This window comes from Staphylococcus epidermidis, assembly GCF_006742205.1.
GTDB lineage: Bacteria > Bacillota > Bacilli > Staphylococcales > Staphylococcaceae > Staphylococcus > Staphylococcus epidermidis.
In genome coordinates this window covers 1,599,961-1,618,063 of sequence record NZ_AP019721.1, presented here as the reverse complement: position 1 = coordinate 1,618,063, position 18,103 = coordinate 1,599,961, and the positions used below count along the sequence as shown (strand labels likewise).

Here is an 18,103-nt window from a genome sequence, read left to right as displayed (position 1 = left end):
ATATTTTACACCGAATACTAAATAAAATTTTCTATGATTAAGCCTAAAATTTTGATGAAAACTATGAAAGTGCTATTTTCTAATTCAGTCAATAACTAACTTTACATTAAGTAAGTCTTGAACATAGGTTTAAGTCTGATACTGACAATTAATGTTAAAAACAAAGCACTAAAATGTTTAGGTCTTTGTTTTAACTTTGTAAATAAAATCGAAAAAATTGATTGTTTTCTATCAATTAAAAATCATCATAATGAACTATGAGTTAATTTAAAGCAATCTTAAATACTTCTAATTTAAAATATTGAGTTATTTAAATCATTAATAACTAATTTATTTTCTTTTTACGTAATGAGTGAAAAGAATGCTTAAAATGATCCCAATGCAACTGACAGTGATTAATAAATAAAAATAAGGAGGGGTATAACTTAATTTTATCTTTGTTTGTCCCTCTTTAACAGGAATAGTAGTCATAATACCGTTTCCTTGTTGAACCTTTAGAGGCTTTCCATTTGCCATTGCATGCATTCCTTCAGCATATACCATTGGCAAGACAAGATAACCGTGTTCCTTTTTCTTTTTAATAATTGTGAAACCATTTCTTTCTTTTTTTACTTTAACTGGTTGGAGCTGTTGAGAAGCTTTTTTTAATGTTTGATAGTTTTCACCATAAATTCCTTTTACTTTAAAACGATAAACTCCTTTTGACATCTTAATGTTAAGTTGATTTGAAGCTTTAGCACGCATCGTCACTGGCGAAACAAAACGACGGTATTTGTATGACAAACGGTTTCTTTCTTGCGAATATTCATTAACCCCTACTTTATGCTCTTTGTCAGGAGACAGTAATTCAACATCCATTTCAATATACATATCTTTATAATTTTTAACTATATTGCGAGGTAAATTGAGGGTGACGCCACCATTGTGCTGTTTAACTTTTAAATGTTTACTATCAATCCAATTCGCATGATTTAAGTTTTGTTTTGCATTAGAAAGTAAATTAGGATTAGGTTTAAAATCAGTATTGGCTTGGGATTTATGATTCAATACGACACCTTTAAGCATAGCTTGCTCTCTATCAAGGGGAGATTTTAGTTTTCTTGCATCATAAATTTTATTAGTAATGTGTGCACTAGGATAATTTATTGTATTAACAGAGTGAATCCATTGATCTTTTTTATCAGTTATAAGTTCTTTCTTTTTAAAACCATAAGGCATATTTAAATCATCAGGATGTCGTAATCGATCTTGAACATCCCAAAGAGACATTAAGTTTGCACGATTATTTAAATATCGATAAGTACTATTTTTATCTACAGGCATATTAATTTGTAACGTCTGGTCATAGTATTTCAATATATCTCCATCGAAAATACTGGAATACAATGATGTGCCGTTGTAGTGATATATCAAAGGTGAGTTTAATGCATAGTATGAAAAATAATCTAATCTTTTCAATGGATCTGTAGAGCTTTGATGCATATACTTAATTTTTTTATTTAGGACAGGGCTTCTATAGCTCGAATCATTAATTGTTTTGATAGTCGTTTGATAAGGTTCGATAGTAATTTTTCTGGAATCATTAGTCATTAAGACTTGTTGAGCTAAAAATAAGACAACGAGTAATACCATCATTGAGGTACGTGTTAACAACGATTTATATTTAATAAATATAAATAACACTATGATTAAAATCAATGCAACAAACATCCACTTTACTGATCTTTCCGACAGTGCGATAAATATGAAACCGTATATGAATACTGGTATAGCAACAAAGGTGTATTCTTTAATTGATATTTCACTTAAATGTTGTATGAACAATGCAATTAATACACTTGTTGATAATGCTAAAAAGTAAACCCAACGTCTTTGGGGTAATGAAAAGCCATTAAATGCACTGTCAAACCATTGAGAAAAGGAACCGATAAGTAAAATCCAAGTTGCAATTGCGAACAATTTATAATAATAGTGTTGATATAATTTAAAACAAAATAATGCAATGATAGCAATAAAAGAAATTGTAATGTAAAAACCATCAGCAAAAATATTATAATTGGTTTCAAATAAATTTGTGAAAAAAGTAATTTTGAAATTAGGATTTTGTGTTCGGTCATTATCTAAAAAAGAAGATACACCAGTATATAGTCCATAAATACTTACTAATACACTTAACAAAGTGGCACATACGAGTATGTATAATTTCTGCCAACGATTCACAATATCTTTCTCATGAGGAATAGCGAATCGATAAATAAAATAGAAACCTATGACAATTGCTTCATAGTAACTAAAATAAAAGTTTGAGAATAATGTATAAGCAATCGCGAAAATAAACCAACCTATTTTACGTTCTTTAAAGAATCTTTCTATAGCCCAAAGTGACATAGGTAACATAATTAAAAGATTACCGTAAAAAGACCAAGTAAAATTATAATATGTAACAACAGTAGACATACCATATAAAATAGTTGCGATAAACATTGGTGCGGGTTTAAGTCGCAAATAACTAAATAAATAAAATGAAAAAATAAATGTGATTACAGTGCGCACATATGCCATGATTAATTGGTTTATTGTCCAAAAGCTGATGTCATGAGGATTCACATTGATAGTTTGTTCTAATATCCATATCATAGAGAAGTTGATCCACATCAATGGAGATAGTGAATAATAATATGCCAGTGATTTAACATAGTCGCCTCCCAATCCAAATGAAGCATCATAAAATCCTTTTAATGATGTGAAGTGTTCATAAAGGTACATTTGAAAAGGCATCATTTGTCTGAAGCCATCTCCACTACCACTAAATACTATACCTTTAGTTATAAATTGATAGAGAAAAGGGCCATATAGAATAAATGACAATATACAACTAACTAAAACGATTAGTGTAAAACGTTTAATAGGTTTATTCCATATATTTTTAATCATGGCGAATCCTCATCTTTCTTTTCCTTATATTCTTTAATCTAATGAATACAATACTCACCACTATACTAAATATTGAGATAGAAAACATCGTTTTTAGAAAAGGTGGTCGATATTGAATCGTAATTGTTTTATCATTTTTATTAACCGGGACACCTGTCATCATATAATTCACCTTTTTGATATTGCTTTGTCGGTCATCCACGTATGCACGCATACCTTTACGATATGGAATATTAATGACTGCAAGTCCTTTAGAATGGTGATCTAAGTTAACTTTTACCCCGTTTTTTATATCTTTATAACGCATATTAAAGTTAGCATGATGGTGTGCTTGTTTTAGCGTATCATAATTTTCACCGTTTAATTCTAACAGTTCCAAATTGAACTTACCTTTTGGTGATAGTTGAATCGTAATATCACCATTTTTGTCTGGTAAACTTCGATAAAGTACTTTGCTTATTCCCGTGCGATATATAGAATCATTGTATAGACGATGATTATGATATTGATTGATGCTCACAGTGTAATTACTGTCAGGATCGCCTCGTTTAATATTCATAGTGAGATAAAAATCTTTGTATTTGTCTCTTATATTCTTAGGTAAATGTAATTTGATTATTCCGCTCTCTTTATTAACGGTTAGTTCATTGTTTGAATATCGTGTTATATTTTGTGTTGATACACGTGTTTGGTCTAACAAATTTTTAACTTTTGAGTGATACGCTGTACCTTTTGATGTCACAATAGCACCATTAATCATTGCATGTTCTCTATCTATAGGTTTTTTTAAACTTTTATGATTATAAATGTTTTGTGTTACTTTTACACTTGGTAGTGGAAGTTGATTTTTATAAATAATATATTGTCCACGTGACTTAACTTTCTTAAAATAAGATGGAATAAAATTTTGATAATCTTTCATCATTAAATATTTTACTGAAAACAGACTCTCGATATTTTGCCGAGCATTAGTAGACTGGTATCGACTGACAGATTCTTCAGCTAAATTAATTTTTAAGGCATCATAATAGAAATCGAGAATGTTGTGATGAAATATACTAGAGTAAATACTAAGTCCTTTAAAATTTTGATACATAGGGGTATTATCTTGTTCATCGACACGCCAATTTATTCGTTGATCGTCATTCTTAGTTTGGTTCATTTCTTTTACTAACGATCTTTGTATAGCCGAGCTATAGAAACTTGAATTAATGTATCGCTTGTTCGCACGATTGATATGATCTTGAAAGAAAATTTGATTTTTTATGAATACGAAAGTAATCATAAGACTGAGAGCAGCGATTGAAATACTATAAAGGTAAGTAAGATAATAACGTACTTTTTTCTCTTTTATTAATAAAATTAATAGTCCAATCACTGACACTACTGGAACTAAAGAGAGCCAAGGTAAAAAAGTATTGTAGCTAATTGAACTTATGTAGATGACACTTTGAGCTATCAGATTAGTATAAATATAAGTCTTTGGTCGAATTGTTTTAAAATATTTTACAAATAACCCAATTAAAATTGAACTATTAAAAGCTAAGATAAAATGCCATCGTTTTTGAGGTGCTGAAAACCCATTAAATAGTTGGTCAACAAATGGGAGAAATGCAAAAATAATTGTTGCCAATAATAACAATGCAAATAATTTATAATAAAAATGTTTGTATAATTTGATTGTCAAAAGAGCTTGAATAGATAAAAATATCACAACAATCAAGTAATTATCGAAAAATATATTGGTATCTTTATTTAAATGTTCAATCCAATTCACTTGTCCTGTAAATGATTGTCGACGATTATTAAGAAAACTTTGAACACCATGAAAGAACACAAACATACTATTTCCTAAAGCGAGCAGAGCACTACATATAATTGTAAGAGAAGCTTGCCAACGAGTTAAACTATCTTTAGGATGTCTGTAAATAATTCTAATCAGGGTATAACCTATACCAATAATGAGGAAATAATATGCAAAATAAAAGTTATTAATTAGAATTAGACTTACAGTTAGTATAAATAAACCTGCTTTAAAATCCCTTAATAAACGTTCAATCCCTAATAATAAGAGTGGTAACCAAATGAAAGTATCACTAAAGAATGGCCAGTAAATTGTAAATCTAAAGTACAAAGGTGACATAACAAAGATAAATGAAATCAATAAACTGATTATTTTATTTTTAGAAATATAATAACTAAATAAATAAGTGCAAAACAGAGCAATAGTTGATTTAATAATTGAAACAATTAGTGCGTTGTACATCCAAAGAAGAATTTGATTTGTGTTCAATGAAAAGAATATTTCACATAATTTGATGATAGGGACATTTAAAATAAATATTAAATTTGTTGAAAAATAATAACTTAAGTCAGTGAAAAAATCTCCGCCAAGACCCAAATGTGTTGAATAAAATAAGTTCCCTTGAGTCCATTGATGATAAAGATACATTTGAATAGGAATCATCTGTTCCATACCATCATTTGGGCCAGTTGAAAGAACACCATCATGATGGAAGCGAAAAATAATATAACTATGACCAATTAATGATAATGTAATTAATAATATAATGAAACATGCTTTTCTTCTCATTTACTTCTCCTAAAATGCATCATATTGACCTAAAAATTTTGTTAGCTTAGTCAAATTGTAGGTTATTATGGCAATGAATGAAAGTATTAGTGGCATTATTTAAATCTATTTACATTAAATTTAATGTTATTTAATAAAGTTAATTGATTTTAATAGTTTTGAATAAGTTTACAAATAGTCATCGTAGATTTTTTATGAATAGAAAAATGATTTTTATACTAAATGATGCACGTGTTAAACTTAAAGTGGTTGGGTTAGCTATTATAAAGTATAATTATGAAGTTATAGATAAAAGTTTAAGAAAATAATAAGAATAGGATGATGACTCATGGCGATACAATGGTATCCAGGTCATATGGCTAAAGCCAAAAGACAAGTTAGTGAACAACTGAAAAAGGTAGATGTAGTTTTTGAACTCGTCGATGCACGTATTCCATACAGTTCGAGAAACCCTATGATTGATGATGTCATTAAACAAAAACCTCGAGTAGTAATTTTAAATAAAAAAGATATGACGAATTTAAAAGAATTAGAAAAATGGGAAATTTATTTTAAAAATGAAGGTTTCTATCCGGTAGCTGTAGATGCAAAACATGGCAAGAATCTTAAAAATGTTGAAGTTGAAGCTATAAAAGCAACTCAAGAAAAATTTGATCGTGAAAAAGCCAAAGGTTTAAAACCTAGAGCGATAAGAGCTATGATTGTAGGCATTCCTAATGTAGGAAAATCAACACTTATCAATAAGTTAGCAAAACGTAGTATCGCCGAAACTGGAAATAAACCAGGAGTAACAAAACAGCAACAATGGATTAAAGTTGGGAAGTCTCTTCAATTACTAGATACACCAGGTATTTTATGGCCTAAATTCGAAGATGAAGAAGTCGGTAAAAAATTAAGTTTAACTGGTGCAATTAAGGATAGTATCGTTCATTTAGATGAGGTAGCTATTTATGGTTTGAATTTTATGATTAAACATGATGTTTCAGCTTTAAAGAGACATTATAATATTGATACACATGAAGACGCTGAGATACTCGATTGGTTTGATGCAATTGGAAGAAGAAGGGGATTGTTACAAAAAGGAAATGAAGTAGATTATGAATCTGTCATTGAGTTGATCATCAATGATATGAGAAATGCAAAAATTGGAACTTATTGTTTTGATATTTTAAAAGAAATGAAGAGTGAATGATAGTATGTCTCTAACAATTAAAGAAATCAAAGAAAAACTATCTCGAATTGAAACGTTGGAAGAGTTACATAAACATGAAGCAAATAATGATTCACGTAAAGGTGTTATAAATGCGATTAAGTCTAGGGAAAAAAATATTCTTAAGCAACAAGCATTAGAAGAGCACTATTTATCCATGAATCAATACGAAAACAACATTATGTCCTCTAACAGAGATGCATTAATTTGTGGAATTGATGAGGTAGGGCGTGGGCCCTTGGCTGGACCAGTGGTGGCTTGTGCAGTCATCTTAGAGAAGAATCATCATTATATTGGTTTAGATGACTCTAAAAAAGTGTCTCCCAAAAATAGAGCACGACTTAATCAAAATTTAAAAGAAAATGTCTATCAATATGCATATGGCATAGCGTCCTCAGTTGAAATAGATGAATTGAACATTTATCGGGCAACTCAATTAGCTATGCTACGTGCTATAAATCAATTAGATGTTACACCGACGCATTTATTAATAGACGCAATGACACTAGATATTGATATTCCACAAACCTCAATTATTAAAGGTGATGCTAAAAGTGTGTCTATCGCAGCAGCAAGTATCATGGCTAAAGAATACCGTGATCAATATATGAGACAACTATCTAAACAGTTTCCAGAATATGGTTTTGATAAAAATGCAGGTTATGGAACTAAGCAACATTTAAAGGCTATTGATCAAGTGGGCATAATCAATGAACATCGTCAATCATTTGAACCAATTAAATCAATGATGAAATAATTTGAATTTTGCTTAAATTGCAATAAATACTGGCAATCAGTTTACAATAGCGCTTACATTTTTTATAATTAAAGGGCAACTTAACCTAAGAAACAGGAGGATGGAAGATGAATATCCACGAGTATCAAGGGAAAGAAATATTTCGTTCAATGGGCGTTGCAGTTCCAGAGGGACGAGTAGCATTTACTGCTGAAGAAGCAGTGGAAAAAGCGAAAGAATTAAATTCAGACGTATATGTGGTTAAAGCGCAAATTCACGCTGGGGGTAGAGGTAAAGCAGGCGGCGTGAAAATTGCTAAATCATTATCTGAAGTCGAAACGTACGCAAATGAACTGCTAGGTAAACAATTGGTCACACATCAAACTGGGCCAGAGGGCAAAGAGGTCAAACGTTTATATATCGAAGAAGGATGCGATATCCAAAAAGAATATTATGTTGGTTTTGTTATTGATCGTGCTACTGATAAAGTGACTTTGATGGCATCAGAAGAAGGTGGAACTGAAATTGAAGAGGTTGCAGCTCAAACACCTGAAAAGATTTTCAAAGAAACAATTGATCCAGTAGTAGGATTATCACCTTACCAAGCGCGACGTATCGCTTTTAATATTAACATTCCAAAAGAATCAGTTGGAAAAGCAACTAAATTTTTATTAGCACTATATAATGTCTTTATCGAAAAAGATTGTTCTATTGTTGAAATTAACCCACTTGTTACAACTGGAGACGGTCAGGTATTGGCTTTAGATGCTAAATTAAACTTTGATGATAATGCATTATTTAGACATAAAGATATTTTAGAATTACGAGATTTAGAAGAAGAAGATCCTAAGGAAATAGAAGCTTCTAAATATGATTTATCATACATCGCTTTAGATGGAGATATTGGTTGTATGGTTAATGGCGCAGGTTTAGCCATGGCAACAATGGATACAATTAATCATTTTGGTGGAAATCCAGCCAACTTCTTAGATGTAGGTGGCGGTGCTACAAAAGAAAAGGTAACTGAAGCATTTAAAATTATTTTAGGTGATGACAATGTTAAAGGTATCTTTGTAAATATTTTTGGTGGAATTATGAAATGTGATGTTATTGCCGAAGGTATTGTAGCAGCGGTTAAAGAAGTTGAACTAACATTACCATTAGTTGTTCGTTTAGAAGGAACTAATGTCGAACGTGGTAAAGCAATATTAAACGAATCAGGTTTAGCTATTGAGCCAGCAGCAACTATGGCTGAAGGTGCTCAAAAAATTGTGAAACTTGTTAAAGAAGCATAAGGAAAGGATGGGAGCACTAAGATGAGTGTATTTATTGATAAAAATACGAAAGTAATGGTACAAGGTATCACAGGGTCTACTGCCCTTTTCCATACAAAACAAATGCTTGATTATGGGACACAAATTGTTGCAGGGGTAACACCTGGTAAAGGTGGACAAGTTGTAGAAGGTGTTCCAGTATATAACACTGTTGAAGAAGCTAAAAATGAAACAGGAGCTAATGTATCTGTTGTATACGTACCAGCACCATTCGCTGCTGATTCAATTATTGAAGCAGCTGATGCCGATTTAGACATGGTTATTTGTATTACTGAACATATACCTGTTGTTGATATGGTTAAAGTAAAAAGATATTTACAAGGTCGTAAAACACGTTTAGTAGGACCAAACTGTCCTGGTGTGATAACTGCCGACGAGTGTAAAATCGGTATTATGCCGGGATATATCCATAAAAAAGGCCATGTCGGTGTCGTGTCTCGTTCTGGTACATTAACGTATGAGGCAGTGCATCAATTAACTGAAGAAGGTATCGGTCAAACAACTGCTGTAGGTATCGGCGGTGATCCAGTAAATGGGACTAACTTTATTGATGTTTTAAAGGCGTTCAATGAAGATTCTGAAACTAAAGCCGTTGTAATGATTGGAGAAATTGGTGGTACCGCAGAAGAAGAAGCGGCACAATGGATTAAAGAAAATATGAACAAACCTGTAGTAGGTTTTATCGGCGGTCAGACAGCACCTCCAGGTAAACGTATGGGTCATGCTGGAGCTATTATTTCAGGAGGTAAGGGTACAGCATCTGAAAAGATTAAAACATTAAACGATTGTGGTGTTGAAACTGCAGATACACCTTCTGAAATAGGAACAACCCTTATTGATGCAGCTAAAAAAGCAGGCATTTATGAAGAGTTATTAACTATTAAAAAATAATATATATTAGTATTGATTTCAACGAACCTTGAACATTAAACCTTTGTTCAGGTTCGTTGTTTTTTGTATAAAGAACACCATACACTATGCGTATGATTCACAAAAGTTTAGCTTTATCTAAAAAAAGCATCTCTACATGCTAGAATATACATCGGTCAGCCAACCAAAATATTCAACACGAAGAGATGCTTTTTAATGTCATCCGACACAAACAGTTTAGCACATACATAATGAAATTGTAAGTAGCACATTGTTTTTGAGCCCAGATATAGCAGGCTAGTGATATATGGAAAAGAAATAAGGTATAGGAAATCCCTTGTGTCAATGATGTGAGTGGAAAATTGTAAAATAATTGAAGCAAAGGTATATACATATGTTGGTAAGTATTCCATCCCATATAGGTGTATCATCATTTGTTGAATACTTAAATAGAAGAATAGTTTAATTTTTGATAGATATTTCAATTGAAAATATAAATATGAGAACAGAATGGTAACGGAAAATCTTAGTGCAGAGAATTTGGTGAGGAACCAGGTAGGTTGATTTAAATAAAAATCAAAATAATGGATTAAGTATTAGCATAATTTTATTTATAAAAAATTAGTTATCTTTTTTTGATACGTTGATTTATATATAATAGTAGAAACATGAAATTCGACAATTTTACAATACACTATGACACATTAAACCTTTGTCATTAAATTACTCCTTACAAATACATGATATTTAAAAAATAAATGTCTTTAAACAGTAAACTAAAATATTTGAATTTGAAGGTATAATAAGGACAAAGGAGTAATGATAATTGATACAACATACGATGTTAAAACTATATTGGGCAAATTTCACTACGGCACAACTTCATCATCTTACAAGTACATATCCTGACTTTCTATCAGAAAACGTATTTCATCAACATGACATGATAAAAAGGTGGCTTACAGAGCGTAATTCTGAAAGGCTATGGAACAAATATGAACGTTTCAAAGAATTAAAGCTGATGGACATTATTAAAGAAATGAAAAAAGCAAATGTTAGTTTTACAACATACTTTGATGATAACTACCCTTCTCTTTGCAAAGAAATGTATGATTATCCTTATGTGATATTCTACAAAGGAAATCCACAGTTCTTTAATCATTCTCACTCTTTAGCTGTAATTGGCTCACGTAATGCCACACAATATACAAGTCAATCTTTAAACTATCTTTTTCCTTCATTTAGACAATTAAATATGGCGATTGTTTCTGGATTAGCGCGCGGTGCAGATAGTGTAGCACATCAAACCGCACTTAAATACCTATTACCAACTATTGGCGTACTTGGATTTGGCCATTGTTATCATTATCCTAAAGCAACCTTAAATTTAAGAACTAAAGTTGAAAGGAATGGCTTAGTGATAAGTGAATATCCACCATTTTCTCCTATAAGTAAGCATAAATTTCCTGAAAGAAACAGGCTTATAAGTGGTCTGTCCAGAGGGGTACTTATAACTGAGGCTGAAGAAAGAAGTGGTAGTCAAATCACTATCGATTGTGCTTTAGAGCAAAATAGAAATGTTTATGTTCTACCTGGTTCAATGTTCAACAAAATGACTAAAGGTAATTTAAGAAGGATAAATGAAGGTGCTCAAGTTGTTATAGATGAAAGTAGTATATTATATGATTATCTATTTTAGTAAATGATAGATTTACTTTCTGAATTAATTATTTATATCCTTTAATTTAGTTAAAGTTTAATGAATCAAAAATAATAACAATTCTTACAAAATTGGAAATTAAAAATTAAAACGTTGACAAATACAAAATTAACCGTTTATCATTTATCTTTAGTAATTCAATTTGCAAGGGGGAATAAACTTTGGCAGATAATTTAGTCATTGTTGAATCGCCTGCAAAAGCTAAAACCATTGAAAAATATTTAGGCAAAAGATATAAAGTTATTGCTTCAATGGGACATGTTCGTGACTTACCAAGAAGTCAAATGGGTGTCGACACTGAAGATAACTATGAACCAAAATATATTACAATTCGTGGCAAAGGTCCTGTAGTTAAAGATTTAAAAAAACATGCGAAAAAAGCAAAAAAAATATTTTTAGCTAGTGACCCTGACCGTGAAGGTGAAGCGATTGCTTGGCATTTATCAAAAATTTTAGAATTAGAAGATAGCAAAGAAAATAGAGTAGTATTTAATGAAATTACAAAAGATGCTGTTAAAGATAGTTTTAAGCATCCTCGTGGTATTGAAAAGGATTTAGTTGACGCGCAACAAGCACGTCGTATTTTAGATAGACTCGTTGGTTATAATATTTCTCCAGTATTATGGAAGAAAGTTAAAAAAGGGCTGTCTGCTGGGAGAGTTCAGTCAGTTGCTTTACGTTTAGTCATTGATCGTGAAAATGAAATTCGTAATTTTAAACCTGAAGAGTATTGGTCCATTGAAGGTGAATTTAGATACAAGAAATCTAAATTTACAGCTAAATTTCTACACTATAAAAATAAACCTTATAAGCTAAACAACAAAGACGATGTTCAAAGGATTACTGAAGCATTAAATGGTGATCAATTTGAAATCACAAATGTGAATCGTAAAGAAAAAACACGTTATCCTGCTCATCCATTTACTACATCAACCTTACAACAAGAAGCTGCACGTAAACTAAATTTTAAAGCACGCAAGACAATGATGTTAGCACAACAATTATACGAAGGTATTGACTTAAAGCGTCAAGGTACAGTAGGTTTAATTACGTATATGCGTACCGATTCTACTCGTATCTCAACTTCTGCAAAATCAGAAGCGCAGCAATATATAAATGATAAATATGGTGAACAGTACGTGTCTCAGCGTAAATCATCGGGTAAACAGGGCGATCAAGATGCTCACGAAGCTATTAGACCTACTAGTACAATGCGAACTCCTGATGACATGAAAGCTTTTCTTACTAGAGATCAACACCGTCTATACAAATTAATTTGGGAAAGATTTGTAGCAAGTCAGATGGCTCCAGCTATTTTGGATACAGTAGCTTTAGATGTAACTCAAAACGACATTAAATTTAGAGCTAATGGTCAAACTATTAAATTTAAAGGTTTTATGACACTATATGTAGAAGCAAAAGATGATAAAGAGAATGATAAAGAAAATAAGCTTCCTCAACTAGATAAAGGAGATAAGGTAACTGCGACAAAGATTGAACCGGCACAACACTTTACACAACCTCCTCCTCGTTATACTGAGGCGCGTTTAGTTAAAACGCTTGAGGAACTTAAAATTGGAAGACCTTCAACATATGCTCCAACCATTGATACGATTCAGAAGCGGAACTACGTCAAGTTAGAAAGTAAACGCTTCATCCCAACTGAATTAGGAGAAATTGTTTATGAGCAAGTTAAAGAATACTTCCCAGAAATTATTGATGTAGAATTCACTGTAAACATGGAAACATTACTTGATAAAATTGCCGAAGGTGACATGAATTGGCGTAAAGTAATAGGAGACTTCTACAACAGTTTTAAACAAGATGTTGAACGCGCAGAATCTGAAATGGAAAAGATTGAGATTAAAGACGAGCCAGCTGGTGAAGATTGTGAAGTCTGTGGTTCTCCAATGGTTATTAAAATGGGAAGATATGGTAAGTTTATGGCATGTTCGAACTTTCCGGACTGTCGTAACACCAAAGCAATTGTCAAAACGATTGGTGTCACATGTCCGAAGTGTAATGAAGGAGATGTCGTAGAACGTAAATCAAAGAAAAATAGAATTTTCTATGGTTGTTCTAGATATCCAGAATGTGATTTTATTTCTTGGGATAAACCTGTTGGAAGAGATTGTCCTAAGTGTCATCATTACCTTGTGAACAAGAAAAAAGGTAAAAGTAGTCAAGTTGTGTGCTCCAACTGTGATTATGAAGAAGAAGTTCAAAAATAGATGAGTGATTTTAGGAGGGGCAAAATGACGCAAAAAGTAAACGTTGTAGGAGCTGGTTTAGCTGGCTCTGAAGCTGCATATCAATTAGCTCAACGTGGAATTAAAGTGAATTTAATTGAGATGCGTCCAGTTAAACAGACACCGGCGCACCATACAGATAAATTTGCTGAATTGGTATGTTCAAATTCATTGAGAGGTAATGCACTTACAAATGCTGTTGGTGTTCTTAAAGAGGAAATGAGACATTTAGACTCGTTAATTATCACATCAGCAGATAAAGCACGTGTGCCAGCGGGTGGTGCTTTAGCAGTGGATAGACATGATTTTGCTGGCTATATTACAGATACCTTAAGAAACCACCCTAACATCACTGTATTAAATGAAGAAGTTAATCATATACCAGAAGGTTATACGATTATTGCAACTGGCCCTCTAACTACTGAGCATTTAGCTCAAGAAATTGTTGATATTACTGGTAAAGATCAATTGTATTTTTACGATGCTGCCGCACCAATAATAGAAAAAGATTCAATTAATATGGATAAAGTATATTTGAAATCACGTTATGATAAAGGTGAAGCAGCGTATCTTAATTGTCCTATGACTGAAGAAGAGTTTAACCGGTTTTATGATGCAGTATTAGAAGCTGAAGTTGCACCAGTCAATGAGTTTGAAAAAGAAAAATATTTTGAAGGGTGTATGCCTTTTGAAGTCATGGCTGAAAGAGGGCGAAAAACTTTGTTATTTGGTCCGATGAAACCTGTTGGACTTGAAGATCCTAAGACTGGGAAACGCCCTTATGCAGTTGTTCAATTAAGACAAGATGATGCAGCTGGAACATTATATAATATTGTTGGCTTTCAAACACATTTAAAATGGGGTGCGCAAAAAGAAGTCATTCGTTTAATTCCAGGATTAGAAAATGTTGATATTGTAAGATATGGTGTGATGCACCGAAATACCTTTATTAATTCACCTGATGTTTTAAACGAAAAATATGAATTAAAAGGACATGATAATTTATATTTTGCTGGACAAATGACTGGCGTTGAAGGTTATGTTGAAAGTGCTGCCAGTGGATTAGTTGCAGGTATTAATCTTGCGCATAAAATTTTAGACAAAGGGGAAGTTATTTTCCCTAGAGAGACAATGATAGGTAGTATGGCTTACTACATATCACATGCCAAAAATGAGAAGAATTTTCAACCTATGAATGCCAATTTTGGTCTTTTACCATCTCTCGAAAAACGTATTAAAGATAAAAAAGAAAGATATGAAACACAAGCCAAAAGAGCGTTAGAGTATTTAGATAATTACAAACAAACGCTGTAATTTACAAATAGGTTAACTAGGTAGTGGGTAACTACCTGGTTTTTTTGTGATGAATATTATTTAAAACTAACTTAAATTAAGTAAGACAAGTGAGTTAGAGAAAATTATGACTAATTTTGGATAAAGTTTGAAATTAATTCTCTAAAGATTTTGAATTGATTATCAAATTATTGTATGCGTTTTTACACATATGCTACAATGCAATATGATGGAGGGGATTGATTTTGGATAAAATCCAAGAAACATTTTTATATATGTTAAAGGTTGAAAGAAACTTTTCAGAGTATACGTTAAAATCTTATCATGATGATTTAGTTCAATTTAACAACTTTTTAGAAAGAGAACATTTACAACTTGAGACTTTTGAATATAAAGATGCTAGAAACTATTTGGCTTTTTTATATTCTAATCAATTAAAAAGAACTACGGTGTCAAGAAAGATATCAACTTTACGTACCTTCTATGAATTTTGGATGACTCAAGATAATTCAATTATTAATCCCTTTGTTCAACTAGTGCATCCTAAAAAAGAGAAGTATTTACCTCAATTCTTTTATGAAGAAGAAATGGAAGCACTTTTTCAAACTGTAGAGCATGATAATAAAAAAGGCATACGAGACAAAGTTATTATTGAATTGTTATATGCAACAGGAATACGTGTGTCTGAATTAATAAATATTAAACTAAAAGATATAGATATGAACTTACCAGGTGTAAAAGTTTTAGGTAAAGGAAATAAGGAAAGGTTTATCCCTTTTGGAGAGTTCTGTAGACAGAGTATAGAAAGATACTTAGAAGAATTCCAACCTAAACAATTAGCCAATCATGATTATTTAATTGTAAATATGAAAGGTGATCCTATCACCGAAAGAGGAGTAAGATATGTACTTAATGATGTCGTTAAAAGAACCGCTGGCGTCAATGACATACATCCTCATAAATTAAGACATACTTTTGCTACACATTTATTAAATCAAGGTGCTGATTTAAGGACTGTACAATCTTTACTTGGTCACGTCAATTTATCGACTACTGGACGTTATACACATGTTTCGAATCAACAACTGAGAAAGGTGTATTTAAACGCACATCCTCGAGCAAAAAAAGGAGAGTAATTTATGGATAATTCTTTACACGCTACAACAATTTATGCTGTACGCCATAATGGTGAAGCAGCTATGGCTGGTGATGGTCAAGTCACATTAGGTCAACAAGTTATTATGAAACAAACTGCTAGAAAAGTAAGACGTTTATACGAAGGAAAAGTATTGGCTGGTTTTGCAGGTAGTGTTGCTGACGCCTTCACACTTTTCGAAAAATTTGAGACAAAGCTTCAGCAATTTAGTGGTAATTTAGAGCGCGCAGCTGTTGAACTAGCACAAGAATGGCGTGGAGATAAACAATTACGACAATTAGAGGCGATGCTTATCGTAATGAATAAAGATGCCATACTTATTGTTAGTGGTACAGGTGAGGTTATTGCACCTGATGATGATTTAATTGCCATTGGGTCAGGTGGTAACTATGCACTTAGCGCAGGTCGAGCACTAAAAAGACATGCAGCACAACTTTCTGCTAGTGAAATGGCATACGAAAGTTTAAAAGTTGCAGCTGATATTTGTGTGTTTACAAATGACAATATAATTGTAGAAACGCTATAAAATCGCATTGCTCAAATTAAGGAAATGAATCTCATAAAACAAAGTAGCAATATGGAGGAATGTTAAATATGGATACAAATGGAATTAAATTAACCCCAAAAGACATCGTATCTAAATTGAATGAGTATATTGTAGGACAAAATGACGCAAAACGTAAGGTGGCTATTGCACTAAGAAATCGTTATCGTAGAAGTCTTTTAAAAGAAGAAGAGAAACAAGAGATTGCGCCTAAAAATATTTTAATGATAGGTCCAACGGGAGTTGGTAAAACTGAAATAGCTCGACGCATGGCAAAAATTGTTGGAGCACCATTTATTAAAGTTGAGGCAACTAAATTTACAGAAGTCGGTTACGTCGGAAGAGACGTTGAAAGCATGGTTAGAGATTTAGTTGATGTTGCTGTACGTTTAGTAAAAGACGAGAAAAAGTCATTAGTTAAAGATGAAGCAACTAAGAAAGCAAACGACAAATTAGTTAAATTACTTGTTCCGAGTTTAAAAAAGAAGGCAGCACAAGGTAACAACCCTTTGGAAAATTTATTCGGTGGAGCAATTCCAAACTTCGGTCAAAATCAAGATGAAGAGGAAGAACCGCCAACTGAAGAAATTAAAACCAAACGTTCTGAAATAAAAAAACAACTTGAACAGGGCAAACTTGAAAATGAAAAAGTAAGAATTAAAGTAGAACAAGATCCTGCATCAATGGGTATGTTAGGGACTAATCAAAATCAACAAATTCAAGATATGATGAATCAATTGATGCCCAAGAAAAAAGTCGAAAGAGAAGTTTCGGTTGAAACAGCTAGAAAAATCTTAGCTGATGATTTTGCAGATGAATTAATTGACCAAGAAACTGCGAATCAACAAGCCTTAGAGCTTGCAGAACAAATGGGTATCATATTTATTGATGAAATAGACAAGGTTGCTACTAACAATCAAAATAGCGGTCAAGATGTGTCAAGACAAGGCGTACAACGAGATATTCTTCCTATACTTGAAGGTAGCATGATTCAGACAAAATATGGTACTGTAAATACTGAACATATGCTATTTATAGGTGCTGGTGCATTCCACGTATCAAAACCAAGTGATTTAATTCCTGAATTACAAGGTCGATTTCCAATTAGAGTTGAATTAGAAAGTCTTTCAGTAGAAGATTTCGTGAGAATTCTGACAGAACCAAAATTATCGCTTGTCAAACAATATGAAGCATTGCTTCAAACTGAAGAAGTTACAGTAAATTTCTCAGAAGATGCCATTCAACGATTAGCTGAAATTGCATATCAAGTTAATCAAGATACTGATAATATTGGTGCTCGTAGATTACACACTATTCTAGAAAAAATGCTTGAAGATTTATCATTTGAAGCACCAAGCATGCCGAATGCTGTTGTGGATATTACTCCACAATATGTAGATGACAAATTAAAATCAATCTCAACAAATAAAGATTTAAGTGCATTTATTTTATAAATATATATAG

At 32.1% G+C, this 18,103-nt stretch carries 12 protein-coding genes; 10 read left to right on the top strand and 2 right to left on the bottom strand.

Annotated elements, in window-relative coordinates:
• Positions 1–330: 330 nt before the first annotated feature.
• Positions 331–2,934: a YfhO family protein gene (locus tag FNL83_RS07840; RefSeq protein ID WP_002470232.1), complete on the bottom strand. Its 2,604-nt coding sequence runs from the start codon at positions 2,932–2,934 to the stop codon at positions 331–333.
• On the bottom strand, positions 2,927–5,527 hold the full coding sequence (locus FNL83_RS07835; RefSeq protein ID WP_002468914.1) for a YfhO family protein: 2,601 nt from the start codon (positions 5,525–5,527) through the stop codon (positions 2,927–2,929). The genes FNL83_RS07840 and FNL83_RS07835 overlap by 8 nt, the downstream gene beginning before the upstream one ends.
• Before the next feature lie 328 nt (positions 5,528–5,855).
• On the opposite strand from FNL83_RS07835, the gene ylqF reads away from it, so the two are divergent.
• The 10 genes from ylqF to hslU all read left to right on the top strand — a co-directional run bounded on the left by ylqF (position 5,856) and on the right by hslU (position 18,093).
• Positions 5,856–6,719: a ribosome biogenesis GTPase YlqF gene (ylqF, locus tag FNL83_RS07825; protein ID WP_001829495.1), complete on the top strand. Its 864-nt coding sequence runs from the start codon at positions 5,856–5,858 to the stop codon at positions 6,717–6,719.
• Between the two features lie 4 nt (positions 6,720–6,723).
• Positions 6,724–7,494 (top strand): ribonuclease HII, encoded by a 771-nt coding sequence (locus tag FNL83_RS07820; RefSeq protein WP_001829514.1) that lies wholly within the window; start codon positions 6,724–6,726, stop codon positions 7,492–7,494.
• Positions 7,495–7,601: 107 nt separating this feature from the next.
• Positions 7,602–8,768, top strand: coding sequence for an ADP-forming succinate--CoA ligase subunit beta (sucC, locus tag FNL83_RS07815; protein WP_002439496.1), 1,167 nt, complete (start codon positions 7,602–7,604; stop codon positions 8,766–8,768).
• A gap of 21 nt (positions 8,769–8,789) precedes the next feature.
• Positions 8,790–9,698, top strand: a complete 909-nt coding sequence (gene sucD / locus FNL83_RS07810) for a succinate--CoA ligase subunit alpha (protein WP_002446283.1) — start codon at positions 8,790–8,792, stop codon at positions 9,696–9,698.
• 805 nt (positions 9,699–10,503) lie between these two features.
• Positions 10,504–11,376 (top strand): DNA-processing protein DprA, encoded by an 873-nt coding sequence (dprA, locus tag FNL83_RS07805; RefSeq protein ID WP_001829468.1) that lies wholly within the window; start codon positions 10,504–10,506, stop codon positions 11,374–11,376.
• A gap of 182 nt (positions 11,377–11,558) precedes the next feature.
• Positions 11,559–13,628 carry a type I DNA topoisomerase gene (gene topA / locus FNL83_RS07800; RefSeq protein WP_002489763.1) on the top strand — a complete coding sequence of 690 codons (2,070 nt, stop codon included), beginning with the start codon at positions 11,559–11,561 and terminating at the stop codon, positions 13,626–13,628.
• Positions 13,629–13,652: 24 nt separating this feature from the next.
• Positions 13,653–14,960, top strand: a complete 1,308-nt coding sequence (trmFO, locus tag FNL83_RS07795) for an FADH(2)-oxidizing methylenetetrahydrofolate--tRNA-(uracil(54)-C(5))-methyltransferase TrmFO (protein WP_001832560.1) — start codon at positions 13,653–13,655, stop codon at positions 14,958–14,960.
• Between the two features lie 254 nt (positions 14,961–15,214).
• Positions 15,215–16,075 carry a tyrosine recombinase XerC gene (xerC, locus tag FNL83_RS07790; RefSeq protein ID WP_002439503.1) on the top strand — a complete coding sequence of 287 codons (861 nt, stop codon included), beginning with the start codon at positions 15,215–15,217 and terminating at the stop codon, positions 16,073–16,075.
• Between the two features lie 3 nt (positions 16,076–16,078).
• Positions 16,079–16,621 (top strand): ATP-dependent protease subunit HslV, encoded by a 543-nt coding sequence (hslV, locus tag FNL83_RS07785; protein WP_001829498.1) that lies wholly within the window; start codon positions 16,079–16,081, stop codon positions 16,619–16,621.
• Between the two features lie 68 nt (positions 16,622–16,689).
• On the top strand, positions 16,690–18,093 hold the full coding sequence (gene hslU, locus FNL83_RS07780) for an ATP-dependent protease ATPase subunit HslU (RefSeq protein ID WP_001829474.1): 1,404 nt from the start codon (positions 16,690–16,692) through the stop codon (positions 18,091–18,093).
• Positions 18,094–18,103: the final 10 nt, after the last annotated feature.